An 18,261-nucleotide genomic window follows, 5' to 3' on the forward strand; every position below is an offset into this window, starting at 1 on the left:
CTTGTAACGATTGTCGCTTCGCGGGCAGATTCCATGTCGGCACGGGCCATTCAGAGCCCACCACAGATGCCGGATATACGACTGCAGGTGATTCATCCCGGAAAGTCAGAAACACGATCAGCCTTGATTTACGGGGGAGTCCATATATGTGATGTTAGGCACTGTGCTCATGCTGCCCCTACGACGAATGCAACGAAGATGATTGCCAGAGCGCATTCAAAGGCGATAGCAGCCGAGCATGAGCTTGAAAGCGCAGTGTCGTTAAGCGACCGGAACTTCAGCGACCAAATAAATTTCATCAGCGACAGCCTAGACGTGCCGAGATTGCTCTGCGTGAGCGAAGGGCGTCCAAGCTGTGACCAAATCTCGGGATGTACCGTTTTTAGATGACGCAGCATCCATGCACCATTCGCGTAGGAGAGCGCAAAAATGCAGAGGAACGCGACGATGAGATTCATGAGGTGCCTAACGAATGAAAAGGACTTCCCCGTCCCGGTCTTGCCGCATTGCGGCCCTTGGCACGCGAGTGTAACGATGGGAATTGCGAAATCTCATCAAGCCCCTGGACGGCCTGCGCGCCTGGGCCACCGCGGTGCAGCAGCGCACCTACCACAACAAGGCCGCCTGCGCGCTGGCCAACAAGCTTGCCCGCATCTGCTACGCGGTCCTGCGCGACCACGCTGCCTACGGCAATCCGCAGCCGCGCCCGGACAAGAAGCTCCAACGCACCGCCTTCGCCATCGCCGCCTGATCGATTCACCCTTTTCCCTCACCCTTGCGCCGAGACTGATCGCTCATCATGGCAAACCGGGTCACTCCCACGCGACAGAACGCCGATAACACTGCCGGCTCTCCAGCAGCCGCTTGTAACGATTGGCGCTTCGCGGGCAGATTCCATGTCGGCACGGGCCATTCAGAGCCCACCACAGATGCCGGATATACGACTGCAGGTGATTCATCCCGGAAAGTCAGAAACACGATCAGCCTTGATTTACGGGGGAGTCCATATACGCAGTGTTAGGCCCTTGCACGAATTTGCTACTTGTTTTCACAATCAATTTGTTTTCTGACAAATTTAGTGGAATCAGATACACCAACACGTACGGTTGTCTTATCGTTTTTGGCAACGATAGAAAGGCGCACACTAAAGTACCGGTCCCCATTCTTCAGGTAATAGTGACCTGAGACTCCTGTGAAACGTATCCGTGCGCCAAGGCGTGTTGTTCTTAGGAACGTTCCATATGATCCATCCCGATTGGGGAAGTCCAAGTAATTAACCCATTTCTTTCGTGGTAAGAATAGGTTCGTCTCCACATAAATCTCGCCTTCGTCCAAGGTGCCATCTTTTGTAATAAAGCAAAAGGAATAATCTGAAGGATATCGATCACCTGGTTCATAAGTAAGCGAGGATAGGCCTTGACGTTCACAGATGTACCCGGAGTGATACCGTCGTGAAATATAGGGATCGTAGTAAAGATATGGGGCCGGGACATCCGTTACGTGCACAAGGCTCTTGCTCAAGTCTTCGACTTCTTTTCCTACAAGATCTAAGACATTAGCGAATTGATTAAGCACCCGTACGAAGTCAGGGTTCTGCTCATATAAAGAGCTAGGTTGCGAGAAATTGCATACTCTTCCGTCGGCTCCATAAGTCGCCGCGCTGAGTGTGACTACCGCAATCGATGCGATCAGCATTTGGCGAAATACCAGGGTGAGCATATGCCTAACGAATGAAAGGGACTTCCCCGTCCCGGTCTTGCCGCATTGCGGCCCTTGGCACGCGAGTGCCACGATGGGAAGTGCGAAATCTCATCAATCTGTCCGAGAGGGGAAAGTCCATGAGCATTCTGACCGTTGGGATCGATCTCGCCAAGAGTGTATTCGCTGTGCATGGCGTGGATGAGGCTGGCCGCGCCGAATTGGTGCGCCCGGCGGTGCCGCGCGAGAAGCTGCATGAACTCATCGCAACGCTGCCGCCATGCGTGATCGGCATGGAAGCATGCTCGGGCGCGCATCATTGGGCCCGGCTATTTCAGGCAGCAGGGCATACGGTGCGCCTGATCGCACCGAAGTTCGTCACGCCTTACCGGATGAGCGGGCGGCGCAGCAAGAACGACGCGGCCGATGCCGCAGCGATCTGCGAGGCCGTGCAACGACCGCACATGCGCTTTGTGCCAATCAAAACGCTCGACCAGCAATCTCAGCTGATGGTGCACCGTGCCCGCCAGGGGTTCGTCGAGCAGCGCACGGCCACCATAAACCGCATCCGCGGCCTGCTGGCCGAGTTGGGTATCGTGCTGCCGCTCAAGGCGGCCACCGTCCGTCGACGTGCCGGCCAGTGCCTGGAAGATCTGCCCGGCTGGGCCAACATGGTCATCGGGGATCTACTCGGTGAAGTCGATCGGCTCGATGAACGTATCGCGCAGTACGACCGCCATATCCGCCAGATCGCCCGCCAGGACATCCGGGCGCAGCGCCTGACCCGGCTGAGCGGCGTGGGCGAGACCACCGCCACCTGCCTGGTCGCCTTGATCGGCAACGGTCACGACTTCGAGTGCGGCCGCCAGTTCGCCGCTTGGCTCGGCCTGGTCCCCGGTCAGTACAGCTCTGGCGGCAAGGCCCGCCTCGGGCGCATCACCAAGGCGGGCGACGCCTACCTGCGCAGCCTGCTCGTCATGGGCGCCCGAGCCGTGCTGGCCGCAGCCCGCAACAAGACGGACGGCTTGAGCCGCTGGGCCCTGGCCGTAGAGCAGCGACGCGGCTACTGGAAAGCGGTGGTCGCCATTGCCGCGAAGAACGCGCGCATGGCGTGGGCGGTATTGCGACGAGGCGAAGCCTTTGCACTGCCGACTTGAACCCTCCCGGCAGCCCATCGACCAGAACGAACCGATTTGACCGCCGCGTGACGGCAAGCGTTGATGACAACAGGTCTGGACCTGCGCGGGGAGTGACCGATTAATTCAAGGGCAGCCATACGAGTGCCGGCTAACGAATGGGTCCCCCGCGTGCGTCCTTCATCAGGGTCCGCAGCCAAACGACGGCTGCAACGATGACCGTTTGTAGTTTAGCCAGTCCGCACCTTGTTGTTTCTGCGCACTTTGCTGCTTGCCCGGTGCTGTCGTATCGAAAGACGAGGATCAATGCCCGCTACGTGGGCAGGGGGGCGCTATTGCTTGACTAATGGGGAAGCCCTTGTAGTGCGAGGTAAGCGGACGGCAGCCAGCGCAGCTGGCTGACGGTCCGCTTGACTGATGGGATGGACTCCCCCTCCTTTTCGGCGCCCAATTGGCGCCACCGGTGCTCATGGGGATGGGGATCGGTCTTCAGAAGGAGGAGTCCGTCATGGATGCTACTACCGTTGCCGTCGACCTGGCCAAGAGCGTCTTTCAACTCGCCGTCGCCGATTCGTCCTGGCGCGTGATCGAGAATCACCGACTCACCCGAATCCAGTTCGAGCGCTGGTTCGCCAATCGCACTGTCTCGCTCGTCATCATGGAGGCCTGCGGTTCGGCGCATCACTGGGCGCGCTGGCTCAATTCGTTTGGCATCGAGGTGCGGCTGCTCCCGGCGGCCTATATCCGCGCCTATGTCCGGCGTAACAAGACCGATGCCGCCGACGCCCGCGCCTTGCTCGACGCGGCCCGCGCGGCCGACATCGACCCGGTGCGCGTGAAGTCGGTCGAACAGCAAGCGCTGCAGGGCCTGCACCGGATTCGCTCGCTGTGGATGAGTACCCGCACTTCGCGCATCAATGCGCTGCGCGGCTTCTGCCGGGAGTTTGGCCTGAGCATTCCGCAGGGTGCGCGCACCGGCGTGGAGGCGATCAGCCGGGTGTTGGCGGATCCGCGCTCGCCGGTTCCAGCGCTCATTCGCGAAACCATGCGATTGCTGATCGAGGAGATCCGCCTGCTCGAACAACGTGTCGCGCAACTGGAACGGGAATTCACCGCGCTGGCGCGACACAGTGCCGCTTGCACCCAGTTGATGTCGGTGCCGGGCATTGGCCTCTTGACCGCAACCGCGATGGTGGCCGCCACCGGCGGCGACGTGACGCACTTCAGGGATGCCCGCCATTTCGCGAGCTGGTTCGGGCTGACGCCGAAGGAATATTCCTCGGGCAGCACCCGCAAGCTCGGCCGCATCTCGAAGCGGGGAGATCGCTATTTGAGGATGCTGCTCACCCATGGCGCCCGCGCGGTGCTGCGGGCCGCGGCCCTGGCCCGCGACGCGAGCCGCCCGCTGGACGGCCTGCGCACCTGGGCGACCGAGGTGCAGCGCCGCACCAATCACAACAAGGCCGCCTGCGCGCTGGCCAACAAGTTGCCCGCATCTGCTACGCGGTCCTGCGCGACCACGCTGCCTACGGCAATCCGCAGCCTCGTCCGGACAAGAAGCTCGAACGCACCGCCTTCGCCATCGCCGCCTGATCGATTCATCCCTTCTCCTCACCCTTGCGCCGAGACTGATCGCTCATCATGGCAAACCGGGTCACACCCACGCGACAGAACGCCGATAACACTTCCGGCTCTCCAGCAGCCGCTTGTACCGATTGGCGCTTCGCGGGCAGATTCCATGTCGGCACCGGTCATTCAGAGCCCACCACAGATGCCGGATATACGACTGCAAGTGATTCAACCCGGAAAGTCAGAAACACGGTCTATCTTGATTTACGGGGGAGTCCATAGACGAATTGTTAGCGCTACTTGAACCGGAGTACGTCATAGAAATTGCGAATAACTTTGCATGAGCCAAGAGCGCGAACAATTTCCTCCATGTCTTTAATGTCAGCGTCGCCGTGCCCGTGATCATGCCCATGACCATGCATAGGTTGCATTGTTGTTTCGAACGTCTTCTTTAAGCCCAGAAATGCGGGCTTCCCGTCCCACCCATCCTCTAGCTTGCCCGCCCAAGTTCCCGTCCACTGAATACTTGGTAGGTTATTGGCTTCTTGCCAACGATCAATGCAGGCATCAACCCAACCGTGTAAATACCAAAAATGTGGGTTCACATGGCTAGAGTATGTGTCACCCAGATAGTCATAGCTCGGGTCGTCCCACTTCGGATCGATGTCGCGGGTATCGTCAAGGTTTGGGCTGGGCATGTAGCCAACCGGCTCTGCTGCCCAACGCATGTGAAGGTTGTTGTGAATGGTCATCTCAAGCATATTGCCTAGTGCTCCAAGAGATAGCCGTCGCAGATTTATCCGATCCGTGTAGAAAGCTTCCCATGTCTTCATAGTGCCTTTAAGGAATTGATCTCCTTTCAGCATTTGGAGCCTTGCTGTCATTCCTTGCTGTTGATCCGGAGGCATGGTTGGATCCAGGTATTCCCAGGCTGGCGGCACAGGGAAGCCCGAATCTGAAACATCAGGAATTGATGCCCATGGAGTGATTCTTTGGTAATTCGGGTCCGCAATTCTTGCGAGCAGATCGTTAACCTCCGAAATCATTTGCCTGTGCATATACAGGAAGTCCTCGCCAGAATAGTTGTCGAGTATCAGCTTCCCGTTTGTATCGAATGGAGCGCGGTCATTCGGTGGTGCCCACCCCTTGGCGCGAATCAACGCCTTTGTTTCGGCTGTTAATTCAGGATCGTTCCAAGCGCCCCTAATGGCATGCCACAGAAAATGACGCAAACGATGCCTGCGAGAGGCGAGCATATCGATGACCTGTTTCGGGGGAATCTTCGCTGGCATATGAACTCTCCTTTGGTGAATGGCAGGGGCTTGGTAGCGCTAACGTTGAAGCTGGCCCGCGGACCGAGGCTTGCCGAGAGACGGAGAGTTCCTGCGAAAAAGTGGACACCCGCTAGTCATGTGAATTGACGCTCGAAATCTGCAGGCGACCGATAGCCGAGTGCTGAGTGTAGTCGCCGATGATTGTAGAAATCCACGTAATCGCGAATGGCGCGCTGCAGTTCGTAGTCGGAATTGAAACGGTAGCGGTGATACATATCGGATTTCATGGTCTTGTTCCAAGACTCCATGTGCGCATTGTCCGTCATGCGCCGGGGCCGATTAACGGATTGATCGATACCCGCACGCTGCAGACAGCGCTTGAAATCGGCTGCCAGAAATTCGACACCGCGATCGCTATGGAAAAGAACGCCCGGTTGCGGCCTGCGCGTCCGCACCGCGGACGCCAGTGCTCTCCGGGTCAGCGCTGCAGTCTTCTCTGAACCGAGTGACCAGCCGATCAGGCGGCGGGAATGGCGATCCATCACGGTGGCCAGATACTAACTTTCTAAAAAGTAATGTCAGGCAAGGGCATATTGACACTCCGGCTGGCGGAAGAACGATTTGACCAGGTTCGGCAGGCGTTGAATCCGGCGCAGCGCGCCCAGCGCCAGCCGCTTCATTTCGTCCTTGTCCTGCACCAGGCGCTTCGAGACCTGGCGCTTCACGTGCGCCCAGACCTGTTCGTCGGGGTTCAGTTGGGGCGAGTACGGCGGCAGGTAGAAGAGCTCGAGCTGCCCCTTCAGGCTCTCGACGTAGGCGCGAACCAGCTTCGCCTTGTGAATGGGGTGTCCATCGACAATGACGAAGACGGGCTTGGTGGCGCCGATCATCAGTCGCTTGAGGAACTCCCGGAATACCGTAGCGGTGACCGAGCCTTCGTGAAGCATGAAGCGAAACTCGCCTTGCGGGCTCACCGCCGAAATCATGTTCAGCGAGAAGCGCCGGCCGGTGACCTCGACGACCGGCGTCTGCCCACGCGGGGCCCACGTGGTGCCGGTGTGGTAGTCGGAGCGAATCCCCGATTCGTCGGCAAAGTAGATCGTCGCGCCCGCCGCACGCGCTTTGGCACGAATCGCCGGATAGGTTTCCGACTCCCATTGGCGCACCAGCGCGGCATCCTGCTGCCATGCTTGGTAGAGCGGCTTCTGGGCGCTGAATCCGAGCATCTTCATGAGCCGGCTGACCGTGGCGATCGACAGCTCCTTGCCGAACTGCCGCTTGATCAGCGCGCGAATCAGCGACAGCGTCCACAGCCCGAACTCGAACTTGTACTGCAGCGGCGTGTTCTCCCGCACTGCCTGAGCGAGCCAGCGCATCTCCTCGGCGCTCACCTTCGAGGGGCGCCCCGGAATCGGCTTGGCAAGCAGCGCGTTCTGTCCGCCGCTCGCAAAGTCGGCCAGCCACCGAAAGACACTGCGCACGTTCACGCCGAAGGCGGCCGCTACGCTTTGTGCTGTCTGCCCTTCGCGAACCGCCTTGATGGCCTGTTGGCGCATGACCTGAAGCGAGTGATGGTCGATGGCCCGACCGTCCGAGTTCCGTTTGCATTTCATGCGCGTATTGTCTCATGCTGTGACAATACTTACGAGAATGTTAGTAACGCCACTGATCCTTGACCTTCAGGTAAGTCACATCGCCGACCCAGACCTGATCTGGACGTTCCTCCTTGACCTGATGTGCTTTGCTCTCGACGCTATCGAAGAACTGGGTAAGACCAGGCATACGTCGATAGAGCTTGGCAGAACAAGCCCGCACACCGTGCTCACGCATCAAGCGCTCGACGCGTCGCTTGCCGACTGCTTCACCTTGAGCTTTCAAGGCGGCATGCACCCGCGGGCTGCCATAGGTTTCCCGACTCGCCCGATGGGCCGATTCGATCTGTTCAAGCAGGCGAGCGTCCTCTGCCGCTCGGGCACTGAGCGGGCGCTGACGCCATGCGTAGTAGCCAGATGGGCTGACGTTCAGGATGCGGCACATGATTCTCACCGGGAACGTTTCCTGGCAGTGCTCGATGAAGGCGAAGACGTCCCCTTTCGAGCGGAAGTGAACGCGATGGCTTTTTTTAAAAGTTCATGCTCCAGCTTCAGACGCTCGAAATCCTTCTTGAGCTTACGCAATTCCTTGAGCTCGGCCGCCACATCCTTATCGATGTCGATCTCCTTGGTCAGGATAAGCCCCTCGCGCGCTTGCTTACGCCACTTCGACAGCATAAACGGATGAATGCACAACGACGCAGCAACGTCACTCACCATCACCCCAGGCAACCGACTTAGCCGCACAGCGGTTGCCTTGAAATTCGCACTATATCGATAGACCGTTCTCGGACCTGGCTTTCCCATCGCAAACACTCCTGAATGGTTGGTTCAGAGTGTCCACAAAACCGTAGGAACTATCACGTCGGGTCGAGCGACCGGTTAGGCCTCATGCCGCAACTCCACGCTGCCTAGTGGATGGGTCGTGCTGTCAAAGAAGTAGACCTTCTTATCCATTATGTCCGCGAGGATGCGAGATTTGAAAAGAAGAATTTGCTCCGGGCTCTGATGTGGCCAAACCCCAATGGCAATTGAATTCAGATCGCCATCGCGTAGCGCGTCTATCAAATGTTGGTCGTAGTCCTTGTGCAGTGAATGCCCCAGTACAACAAGGTTGCCATCCATCGACTGGAATTTTTCGAAGGCGAACCTTAAATAGTCATTCCGCTTAATTCGGCTTAACTTCCTCTCGGATGAGCCTTCAGATATAAATAGCGGAAAATATTCTGGATGCGCCAAATCGAAAAGCTCAGAAAGAGAATTGGCGGCATTTGCGACCAATTTTTTCGTTTTCCCGTTGGGCAACTCAACCAAATGAATTGCGCCGTGCAAATAGGATATCACGCATCGATCCGCGTTGACCGCCGTATTGCCGGGATCAAATGTATTTTCGGCACCCCAAAATAAGTCTTTGAATCGCCAAACTTCTTCTTGCATGATTGCCCAGTAGGGAATCAAGTCATAGTTTGTGGTAAATACATTACCAAAACCACGCAGTGCAGAATTTATCGCGGGCAATCCACCAAATCCATGAGGAACATGCGAGAAATTGACTGCAGCGGCAAGCGCATTCTTCGTGTTGTTGTAGAGGGCCTCAATGGAAGCCTGTTGCGGTGACCCCAGCTGCTCATCCACGAGGCGTGCATGATAAAGCACTCGCAGCACGTCCTCGAAGTTGCTAGAGCCGAGCTTTGTAAAAAGGGCAATGCTTTTTGCATCAAGCGACGGCTCAATGTCCGCACTCTTGGCTACATCAAACAAGCTTGTGTACCCAAACTTCTGCCAGATATTGATACTGAACCCATTACCTAACAGAAGAGATTTCCATGCTTCGCCGTGAATCTCTTCCCACGGCAACAAATGGGGATCAAGTTGGTGATCAGGCACTATGTATTCCTCTGAGGCCTAACGAATGAAAGGGACTTCCCCGTCCCGGTCTTGCCGCATTGCGGCCCTTGGCACGCGAGTGCCACGATGGGAAGTGCGAAATCTCATCAATCTGTCCGAGAGGGGAAAGTCCATGAGCATTCTGACCGTTGGGATCGATCTCGCCAAGAGTGTATTCGCTGTGCATGGCGTGGATGAGGCTGGCCGCGCCGAATTGGTGCGCCCGGCGGTGCCGCGCGAGAAGCTGCATGAACTCATCGCAACGCTGCCGCCATGCGTGATCGGCATGGAAGCATGCTCGGGCGCGCATCATTGGGCCCGGCTATTTCAGGCAGCAGGGCATACGGTGCGCCTGATCGCACCGAAGTTCGTCACGCCTTACCGGATGAGCGGGCGGCGCAGCAAGAACGACGCGGCCGATGCCGCAGCGATCTGCGAGGCCGTGCAACGACCGCACATGCGCTTTGTGCCAATCAAAACGCTCGACCAGCAATCTCAGCTGATGGTGCACCGTGCCCGCCAGGGGTTCGTCGAGCAGCGCACGGCCACCATAAACCGCATCCGCGGCCTGCTGGCCGAGTTGGGTATCGTGCTGCCGCTCAAGGCGGCCACCGTCCGTCGACGTGCCGGCCAGTGCCTGGAAGATCTGCCCGGCTGGGCCAACATGGTCATCGGGGATCTACTCGGTGAAGTCGATCGGCTCGATGAACGTATCGCGCAGTACGACCGCCATATCCGCCAGATCGCCCGCCAGGACATCCGGGCGCAGCGCCTGACCCGGCTGAGCGGCGTGGGCGAGACCACCGCCACCTGCCTGGTCGCCTTGATCGGCAACGGTCACGACTTCGAGTGCGGCCGCCAGTTCGCCGCTTGGCTCGGCCTGGTCCCCGGTCAGTACAGCTCTGGCGGCAAGGCCCGCCTCGGGCGCATCACCAAGGCGGGCGACGCCTACCTGCGCAGCCTGCTCGTCATGGGCGCCCGAGCCGTGCTGGCCGCAGCCCGCAACAAGACGGACGGCTTGAGCCGCTGGGCCCTGGCCGTAGAGCAGCGACGCGGCTACTGGAAAGCGGTGGTCGCCATTGCCGCGAAGAACGCGCGCATGGCGTGGGCGGTATTGCGACGAGGCGAAGCCTTTGCACTGCCGACTTGAACCCTCCCGGCAGCCCATCGACCAGAACGAACCGATTTGACCGCCGCGTGACGGCAAGCGTTGATGACAACAGGTCTGGACCTGCGCGGGGAGTGACCGATTAATTCAAGGGCAGCCATACGAGTGCCGGCTAACGAATGGGTCCCCCGCGTGCGTCCTTCATCAGGGTCCGCAGCCAAACGACGGCTGCAACGATGACCGTTTGTAGTTTAGCCAGTCCGCACCTTGTTGTTTCTGCGCACTTTGCTGCTTGCCCGGTGCTGTCGTATCGAAAGACGAGGATCAATGCCCGCTACGTGGGCAGGGGGGCGCTATTGCTTGACTAATGGGGAAGCCCTTGTAGTAGAAGTGAGCGGCCTGCGCGGCTTTTTGCGCAGGTCCGCTCGACTGCCAGGTTATGCCTATAGCACCTTGTGGACATATAAGCCGCAGTATCGCTTCTTAATCAGATCGCGGATGTCGTCAAGAGACGTGAGCGTGCGGATATCCGCCAGTGTGATTACGATTACGCGGATACCCTCTTGAAGAGCGCTACGTATTATCCCTGCCGCTCCCGGTTCGTTAGCATCGCCTTGGACAAATCCTCCGGCAACCCCCATGGCCGCAACAAATATTCCGGTTTTTAGACTTCGCCTTCTGAGTTTGCCAATGAAACTATCAAGCTGTGGCGCTCCGACGTTTGCACTCCAGTTCTTACACTCAACGAGTATCACAGCTTCCCAAGGACGGAGAACTTCCTCCCTTTGTGCGTTCCACAGCACGATATCGATCTCTTCCGAAGGCATACGGATATCGTGCTCAGTAACCTCGACTCCATCGAGATGTTCAAATAGGTACATCGCTAGAGTTTCGAAGCTTGCACCTTTTGCTTGATTTGTTGTGGCCGCATCTACGCTAGCAATATGCGCGGCGAGCTGTACAGGATCGAACATCAGAACTCCCCTTCGTAGAGGAGTTCACGCACCTTCTGCTTAAATAGCATCAGGAGATCTTCTGGACGACTCACCTGAATTAGGTCGTCGCGATCCAAGGCGATTGCATTGATGCCCTCTTCCTTGCGGAGGCGGCTGAGCATCTTTTGTGTTCGCGCGTCATTGATTCCAGTGGTAGCAAGTACTACGGCTTTCAACCCGCTCTTCCGAGCACGATTAAGAAAATCGCCGAGCATTGACGCACTCATCGCCCGAATTGACTTCAATTCGATTGCGATGGGGTTGCCCAATGCATTTAGCTCGAAGTCATCACGAGAATTCCAGATCACCAAGTCGAATCCTTGGTCGCGCCCGCGCGATCTCTCAGATTCGATTACTTCCCATCCCGGCACAGCGCGTGCAACATCTGAGAGCCATCGTTCAAAGCGAACACCTCTCGCAGCCCCCTCGAACGAAAAAAGTGACCTGAAATCGGCTATAGAAGATGCATCAAATCCAGATGGGGGGTAGTGCCCTGTATCCTCGCGTGGCCCCCGATACCCCGTGAATGCGCGACCTCTACGCTCAGTTTCGTCTATGGCCTCTTTGATCCGGAAGGCAAGGTTTTCGGAAGAGTACTTATTCGAGTCGACGGAAATTACCCGCTGACCGATTAAGTCTCCGGACAACGATGTGGCGCCTTCAACCAAGACGATTACTGGCTTTCCTAGACCATGTGCCAACCCAATCTCGTAGTAGATATTCCGCGAATCCTTTGTGATGTATGCAACGACCACATCCACTAAGTTCAGTAATCCCCAAACTGCTTGGGCAATGGATTCGACGCTACGGAAGTCCTCGATGGTTTCAAGACGGTATCCATCCATCCGTCCAATGCTTTCCAGAGCTCCCCGAACCGAGCTCGATCCCCAGTGATCAGTAAGCAGACCAATTCTCTTCATTTGCTAGATTCCAGAACGTGTGCGGGAGGGAGTGGGCGAAAGGCATAACGTGGAGTTGAGGCGCCTGCGCGGCTTTTCGCGCAGGTCGCCTCGAACGCAGGGTTAGAGAACAGCGTCGTGACCTGCGTCATGCCGTTCAAGCCTACGAACGTGGGAGTATTTTTCCCGAATCTTTGCCACATTGACTTTCATCCCTGCCTCTTTACCTAGAATTTTTGTGAGATTCCAAACCTTATTGGGATCGTCAGAATGGAAGAGGGAATACTCACCGAGAGTCATTAATGAGACCATTTTGGCTTCTTCGTCATATCCGTTCGGTGATGCTAAGCCGTAAATGAGTTCGGTTCTGTCGCCGGTTTCCAGATCAATTGATGCAAACACAGGGGCACTTGGAACCCCGGACGTATTTGGCATACAAACTGCGGCGTCGTAAATCTTATTGCCTACCTCAATCCAGGAGTGATCGAAATAGTACGGGGCATATTTGACTTCGCCGATGCACAGTACGGGAGCTAGGCCACACTCAGATAGCAAAATATAGATTGCCGCAGAAGTATCGTGACACCCACCTCTGTATTCGTTCGTGTAAATCCATTTCAACGCTGCGCTGAATACATTCGTAACGGCCTTTCCACTTTGAGAGTTGGGCGTTAATTGCTGAGCTTTCGATAGCCATGAACGGAGGAGCATGTTGTTCTCTAACGTGTTTTAGCCCGCAATTCTGCGGACTCGTTCTGAAGGCTGCGGTATATCCGGCCGAACCCCGCAGCATTAAGCAATTGACTTATCTGATCTTTCATCAAGTCACCGGCTCATGAACCCGTATAAACGACCCGACAAACCCCGCACCGAGCGCACCCGCATCTCCGCCATCGCAGCCTCCTTCGATCCACAGGCCGAGCGAGCAGCACGAAAAACTGCATCGGCATAAGCATTACAGCTTGATGGCCGAACGGCAATATGTATTTCAGGATGTTTCCGTATGCAGGGAGGATGACTGCACGCGGGGCCCAGTGAGGCGTAGAGGGGAGGCTCACCAGCCAGATTCAAGGCCGGAGGCTGCCCACAGCAGCCCCGGACTGATGATGGATGGGGCGGCGACGCCGCCCCCGAGGAAATGCTTCGATCAGGTCGCGGCAGTCCGCCCCGCCCTGCCCTGCGAGACGGCACCCGCCGCGAGCACAAGTGTCATCGCCAGTACCGCCAGCGTCATGCCGAGCGGATTCGACGGCGCCGCCTTCACCGGCTTCGGTGCCTCCGGCACCGCCTCCAGCTTCACCCCGCGCTGCATCGGCGCCGGCTCAACCGCCGCCGGTTTCTGCTCGGACTGCACCGGCGGTGCCGGTTGCGATTGCGCTGCCCTCGCCTGCTGCACCACCGGCTGCGGCAATTGATCCGCCGCCCATTGCCGCACCGCCGCCAGTTCATTGCCTAGCGGCGCTTCGCGGCTCAATTCGCGGTAAAGCCCGGCGAGTTCCTTGCGCGTTTCCGCGTCCGGCTTCCAGTAGCCGAGGCGGTCGGCCTGGATCAGGCGTTCCAGCGCCTGGGCGTAGGCCTGCGGGTTCTGGCGCAGCCATTCGGGCAGGCCGAGTTGGTGGCGGTCGCGCACCAGTACGTCGTGGAAGCTCTGCCAGTGATCCGGCCGCACAGTGTCGGGCGCGGTGTTCTGCCAGCCGAAGCTGTATTGCACCGCCTTCAGCACCTGCAGCGTGCCGGCCCAGCCTTCCTCCCGCTGGGCTTTCAGCCAGCCGGGGTGGAGGTAGCGGCTCTGCATTTCCAGCGCGATGCTGCGCGAGGCGGTTTCGGTGAAGGCCTGGGCGCCGTCCTGCAGTTGGCTGACGTGCAGTTCCAGCGCCTCGCGCTTGCCGGCGCTGCGGGCGGCGGCAGCGAGGCCGCCGAGGTACTGGAAGGGGTCGTCGGAGCTGACCATCGCGTAGAGGTGCGAGGTGCGCGACATCAGCGCGGCGTCGGTGTGGCGCAGGTGGGCGCCGAGCGCCTCGGCCGCGGCGTCCGGGCGGGACAGCGCCATCGGTTCGCCATTCACATAGGGCTGGCTCATGCGCTGCAGGAAGAGTTCGCCGAGGCGCTCGTCGCCGGCCTTGAGGCCGTTGCTCTGCACCGCGTCGGCCACGCCGGTGCCGTAGTCGCCGGCGGCATTGCCGAAGACGCGGGCCTGCGCCAGCGCGGCGGCGTCGGCATCGCCGATACCGGCCTTGCGCAGTTCCGCCTGCACCGTGCGGGTGTTACGGGCGACGGCGTTGTCCGGCTCGGCGCTGGCCGCGGCGGCAACACCCTGGTCGATCAGGTTCATCAGCGCCGGGAACTGGTCGCGGTAGGAGCCGGTGATGCTCAGCAGCACGTCGACACGCGGGCGGCCGAGTTCGGCTTGCGGCAGCACGCGCACGCCGTTGGGGCGGCCGTTGGCGTCCCACACCGGCTCGACGCCGAGCGCCACCAGCGCCTGCGCTTCCATCACGCCCTGGTGGCGCAGGGTTTCGCCCGCCCACAGCGACAAGGCAAAGCGCTGCGGCGCGCGGCCGGCGGCGGCCTGTTCGGCGTACCAGGCGGCAAACAGCTTGCGGGCGACGTCGTAGGCCTGCCGCGTCGGCAGGCGGCTCGGGTCCAGGCCGGTGAGATTGCGGCCGGTGGGCACGCTGTCCGGGTTGCGCAGCGGATCGCCGCCGTAGGCCGCGGGCACGAAGCGGCCATCGAGCGCGGCGAGCAGGCCGGGGATTTCGCCTTCGATGGCGAGCCGGCGCTCCATCTCCTGCGCGCGCAGCGCGAGTCCGCGCAGGGCATCGCTGTCGATGGCCTTGCGCGCGGCGCGGTTGGGCACCGGGCCTTCGGGCTCGGGCGGGCGCAGGTCTAGCCGGCTGGCGGCATCTGTATCCTGCAGCGCCACCTCCAGCCAGCGCGAGGGGCGCGAGCGGGCGACGCCTTCGTGGTCGATCAGGAAGGCTTCGTCGATGTCCTCGCCGAGCGCTTCGATCAGCGGTTCGCGCAGCATCTGCAGGATGGTCTGGTGGCGGTCGGCGGCATCCGGCACGCGGCCGAACACCGCTAGGCCCTTGGGCTGCGAGCTTTGCGCGAGGCGGTCGAGGTAGGGGTGCAGCAGTTCGAGGAAGCCGGCGAAGTCGGCGGCGATGCGTTCGGCCGTCCAGCCGAGGTCCCGGTGCAGTTGCTGCTCGACGAAGACCGCGATCAGCTGCTGTTCGAGCGCGCTGCGAGTGGGGCCGACGTCGGCGGTTTCCCATTCGTGCATCAGCTCGTGCATGTGGCCCATGCGTTTGTTGAAGCCGGCCGGCGAGAAGCCCGGCGTGCGGTGGCTGATCATCAGCGCGCGCCCGCGGCGCTTGGCGGTGGTGGCTTCGCCGAGGTTGTCGACGATGTAGGGGTAGATCACCGGCAGGTCGCCCAGCGGTAGCCAAGCCTGGTCGTGCACATCCAGCCCGCGCAGCTTGCCCGGCGCCCATTCCTGGGTGCCGTGGGTGCCGAAGTGGATCAGCGCGTCGGCTTGCTGCGCCCACAGGTAGGTGGCGAGGTAGTGGTGCGAGATCGGCGTCTTGCTCTTGTGCATGAAGGGGTCCTGCCCCTGGCGCAGGGTCTCTTCGCGCGGCGGCTGCGGCAGCACGTCGAGCGCGCCGGCCCGCACCCGCGGAATCACGAACACCCGCCGGCCCTGCCATTCGACGAGGTAGCGGCTTTCGGCGGGTTCGCCCCAGCGCGCGGAAATCATCCGGCGCAGGTCCTGCGGCAGCCGGTCGAACCAAGCCTGGTAGTCGGCCAGCGGCAGCGCGGCGGCCTGGTCGCTGGCGAGCAGCGCGCGCAGGTCGGCGTTGGGGTAGTAGGCGCCGATCAGCGGCTGCAGGCGGCGGATCCAGTCGGCCTCGGGCAGCGGCGTGACCGCGTAACCGGCGCGTTGCAGTTCGCCGCTGACGTTTTCGAGGCTGCGCGGCACGTTGAGGAAGGAGGCGCCGAAGTTGCCGCCGCCCGGCGGGTAGTTGTAGACCATCGCCACCAGTCGCTTGGCGGCGGCGGGCGTGGTTCGCAGGCGGATCAGCCGCGCCGCCTTCGCCACCACCGCATCGGCCTGGCGGGCGATCAGCTGCGGCTCGGCGCCGCCCGGCGGATGAGCCACGACCAGCACCGGGTCGATGGTGCCGGCCGCTTCCGGCTGGGCGAAGTAGTAGGCGACGTCGCCCTGGCCGAGGCCGGTGGGGCTGGCCTCCCAGGCGGCGGTGTCGCCCTGGCGGTAGGGCTGGGTGGCGAGCACCGGCACGCCCCAGCGCTCGAACACCGGCTGCAGCGTGGCGCCCTGCGGCAGCAGGGTGTGGGTGACGATGAGGCGCGGATGCAGCGTGCGCGCGCCGTCGGCGCCGGGCACTTCGAGCAGGTCGGCGAGCGGCTTGTCGCTGAGGTGGGAACTGAACACCGCGTAGGCGGTGATGCCCTGGCGCTCGAAGCGGCGCAGCCAGTCGTCCAGCCAGGCGGTGTTACCCTGGACGAAGTGATAGCGATGCAGCAACAGCGCCACCGCCGGCCGCGCCGGTTTGCTGGCGGCTGCCCAGCCGGCGAAGGCCTGGGCGTTGGCGAACAGCGCCGGCGCATCCGGGTGATGGATGCCGCCCTGCGGCACCAGTGCCGGCGGCGGCACCGCGGGCGCGGCGGTGCCGGCCAGTTGCGCGCGCGCCAGCGCGAAGGCGTTGCGGGTATTGGCCGGGCCGCCGGCCTGGAGGTAGGCGCGCAGGCTGCTGTCCCCCGCGGCGGGCTCGCCGGCGGTGATCCACAGCACGCCGGCTTCGCCCAGCCGCGCGGCATGGCGGCCGAGCGGTTCGGCCAGCAGAGGGCGCAGGCGCGCTTCGGCGGTGGCGTGCGGCGCGTCGATCCACACCCGCTGCGCGCCGGCCAGCGCCTGTTCCAGTTCGGCCTGCTGCGCGGCCGACAGCGGCCCGCCCTGCAGCCGGTACTCCAGCTTGCGGAAGTTGAAGTCCGCCGCCCCGGCTTCGCGCGCGACCAGCGCCACCCGCGCCGCCGGGGTGATGTCGGCGTTGATCCACAGCAGCGTCGGCCGCGCCTGGGCAAGGCCGCACAGGCACAGCAGCGCGCACGCCAGCGCGGCGCGCCACAGGCGGGCGAGGCGCGTCATTGGTCGGCTTCCGCCGGGGCGGTGGCGGCGGAGGCTTCGGCCTCCGGCACGTAGATGATGCTGCCGTCCTTCATCTTGTAGGCGACGCCGGCGCGCACGCCCTGCCCGTCGCTGCTGCCGCCGTTGCCGCGGTATTTGACCTCGTGGCCGTCCTTGCGCACCACGATCTCCATGTCCGGCTTGCCGGCGTTGCGGATGATGGTGACGTCCTCGTCGGCCTCCTTCTGCTTCTGCAGCGCCACCGCGGTAAGCAGCGCCACCACCAGCACCAGGAAGACGTCGACCAGATTCACCGCCGACAGCATCGGGTCGTCGTCGTCCTCGCCGAGGATGGAGAGGTGCTTGTGCGTCATCTGAGCACCTTCACGACAGCAGCCCGCGTGCGCGGCGCAGGGCGACGAGTTCGGTCAGCAGCCAGCGCCGGCGCACCGAATACACCACCAGGCCGATCGCTGCCGCGGCTAGCGCCAGCACCACGCCGGCAAAGGCGCCGCTGAACACCGCCAGCGCCTGCTGGCCCTCGCCCGCGGCCACGCTCTGCAGCGCGGGGCCGAGCGGCACCATGGTGGCGATCAGGCCAAGCAGCGGGCTGATGCGCGACAGCAGCCGGGTCGGCTCCAGCCGGCGCATCACCTGCAGCTCGATCTCGTCCATGCTGAACTTGACGTCGTTATGCAGCTGCACGAAGCCGCGGCTGCGCTGGAGGGCCTCCATGCCCAGCCCGCCGAGCAGCCATAGCGAATAGACGAAGCCGGCGCCCACCAGCAGCAGCACCGGCCACAGCAACAATTGCGCAATCTGCGCGAAACCACTCTCGAGCCACATCGGGGAAGTCCTTTCCACACCGTTCAAAGCGGCGCAGAGGATACCCGCCGCCGCCCGATGCGGAAACCCGAAGCGCGTCATGGGAATGTCGCTGCCGGCGCCGCTGCGGCT

At 61.1% G+C, this 18,261-nt stretch carries 16 protein-coding genes and 1 pseudogene; 4 read left to right on the forward strand and 13 right to left on the reverse strand.

Annotation, left to right across the window (positions count from 1 at the left end; genetic code table 11):
• Positions 1 to 167: 167 nt before the first annotated feature.
• On the reverse strand, positions 168 to 458 hold the full coding sequence (locus CJ010_RS16850; protein ID WP_141019124.1) for a hypothetical protein: 291 nt from the start codon (positions 456 to 458) through the stop codon (positions 168 to 170).
• Between the two features lie 101 nt (positions 459 to 559).
• Between CJ010_RS16850 and CJ010_RS16855 the strand changes: the two are divergent.
• The 3 genes and pseudogenes from CJ010_RS16855 to CJ010_RS16865 all read left to right on the forward strand — a co-directional run.
• Positions 560 to 751, forward strand: a pseudogene (locus tag CJ010_RS16855) (IS110 family transposase); the annotation flags it as partial.
• Positions 752 to 1,838: 1,087 nt separating this feature from the next.
• Positions 1,839 to 2,855 (forward strand): IS110 family transposase, encoded by a 1,017-nt coding sequence (locus tag CJ010_RS16860; protein ID WP_141020742.1) that lies wholly within the window; start codon positions 1,839 to 1,841, stop codon positions 2,853 to 2,855.
• A 487-nt stretch (positions 2,856 to 3,342) separates the two neighbouring features.
• Positions 3,343 to 4,707, forward strand: a complete 1,365-nt coding sequence (locus CJ010_RS16865) for an IS110 family transposase (protein ID WP_240794388.1) — start codon at positions 3,343 to 3,345, stop codon at positions 4,705 to 4,707.
• Here CJ010_RS16865 and CJ010_RS16870 read toward each other — a convergent pair.
• From CJ010_RS16870 to CJ010_RS16895, 6 genes are all read right to left on the reverse strand, one after another.
• On the reverse strand, positions 4,700 to 5,695 hold the full coding sequence (locus CJ010_RS16870) for a hypothetical protein (protein ID WP_141019125.1): 996 nt from the start codon (positions 5,693 to 5,695) through the stop codon (positions 4,700 to 4,702). The genes CJ010_RS16865 and CJ010_RS16870 overlap by 8 nt on opposite strands.
• 116 nt (positions 5,696 to 5,811) lie before the next feature.
• Complete coding sequence (locus CJ010_RS16875; RefSeq protein ID WP_141019126.1) at positions 5,812 to 6,219, reverse strand: integrase core domain-containing protein; 408 nt, start codon at positions 6,217 to 6,219, stop codon at positions 5,812 to 5,814.
• 36 nt (positions 6,220 to 6,255) lie between these two features.
• Positions 6,256 to 7,290, reverse strand: a complete 1,035-nt coding sequence (locus CJ010_RS16880) for an IS630 family transposase (protein WP_141017523.1) — start codon at positions 7,288 to 7,290, stop codon at positions 6,256 to 6,258.
• 40 nt (positions 7,291 to 7,330) lie between these two features.
• The gene (locus CJ010_RS16885) at positions 7,331 to 7,714 is read right to left on the reverse strand and encodes an IS3 family transposase (RefSeq protein WP_141019127.1); all 384 of its coding nucleotides are present in this window, start codon (positions 7,712 to 7,714) and stop codon (positions 7,331 to 7,333) included.
• A gap of 5 nt (positions 7,715 to 7,719) precedes the next feature.
• Positions 7,720 to 8,076 carry a transposase gene (locus CJ010_RS16890; protein ID WP_141018295.1) on the reverse strand — a complete coding sequence of 119 codons (357 nt, stop codon included), beginning with the start codon at positions 8,074 to 8,076 and terminating at the stop codon, positions 7,720 to 7,722.
• Positions 8,077 to 8,151: 75 nt separating this feature from the next.
• Positions 8,152 to 9,156 (reverse strand): DUF4917 family protein, encoded by a 1,005-nt coding sequence (locus tag CJ010_RS16895; RefSeq protein ID WP_141019128.1) that lies wholly within the window; start codon positions 9,154 to 9,156, stop codon positions 8,152 to 8,154.
• A 133-nt stretch (positions 9,157 to 9,289) separates the two neighbouring features.
• Here CJ010_RS16895 and CJ010_RS16900 point away from each other — a divergent pair, with 133 nt between their 5' ends.
• Positions 9,290 to 10,306, forward strand: coding sequence for an IS110 family transposase (locus CJ010_RS16900; protein ID WP_141020742.1), 1,017 nt, complete (start codon positions 9,290 to 9,292; stop codon positions 10,304 to 10,306).
• A 401-nt stretch (positions 10,307 to 10,707) separates the two neighbouring features.
• On the opposite strand, the gene CJ010_RS16905 is transcribed toward CJ010_RS16900, so the two are convergent.
• The 6 genes from CJ010_RS16905 to CJ010_RS16930 form a co-directional block, all read right to left on the reverse strand.
• Positions 10,708 to 11,238: a restriction endonuclease gene (locus tag CJ010_RS16905; RefSeq protein WP_141019129.1), complete on the reverse strand. Its 531-nt coding sequence runs from the start codon at positions 11,236 to 11,238 to the stop codon at positions 10,708 to 10,710.
• A complete protein-coding gene (locus CJ010_RS16910) occupies positions 11,238 to 12,179 on the reverse strand; it encodes a hypothetical protein (protein WP_141019130.1) in 942 nt (313 codons plus the stop codon). The genes CJ010_RS16905 and CJ010_RS16910 overlap by 1 nt, the downstream gene beginning before the upstream one ends.
• A gap of 102 nt (positions 12,180 to 12,281) precedes the next feature.
• Entirely contained in the window at positions 12,282 to 12,869 is a 588-nt protein-coding gene (locus tag CJ010_RS16915) for a lasso peptide biosynthesis protein (protein ID WP_141019131.1), read from the reverse strand.
• 436 nt (positions 12,870 to 13,305) lie between these two features.
• On the reverse strand, positions 13,306 to 17,325 hold the full coding sequence (gene cobN / locus CJ010_RS16920; protein WP_141019132.1) for a cobaltochelatase subunit CobN: 4,020 nt from the start codon (positions 17,323 to 17,325) through the stop codon (positions 13,306 to 13,308).
• A complete protein-coding gene (locus CJ010_RS16925; RefSeq protein ID WP_141019133.1) occupies positions 17,322 to 17,678 on the reverse strand; it encodes a DUF2149 domain-containing protein in 357 nt (118 codons plus the stop codon). The genes cobN and CJ010_RS16925 overlap by 4 nt, the downstream gene beginning before the upstream one ends.
• Before the next feature lie 10 nt (positions 17,679 to 17,688).
• The gene (locus CJ010_RS16930; RefSeq protein WP_141019134.1) at positions 17,689 to 18,150 is read right to left on the reverse strand and encodes a hypothetical protein; all 462 of its coding nucleotides are present in this window, start codon (positions 18,148 to 18,150) and stop codon (positions 17,689 to 17,691) included.
• Positions 18,151 to 18,261 lie beyond the last annotated feature (111 nt).

This window comes from Azoarcus sp. DD4, assembly GCF_006496635.1.
GTDB lineage: Bacteria > Pseudomonadota > Gammaproteobacteria > Burkholderiales > Rhodocyclaceae > Azoarcus.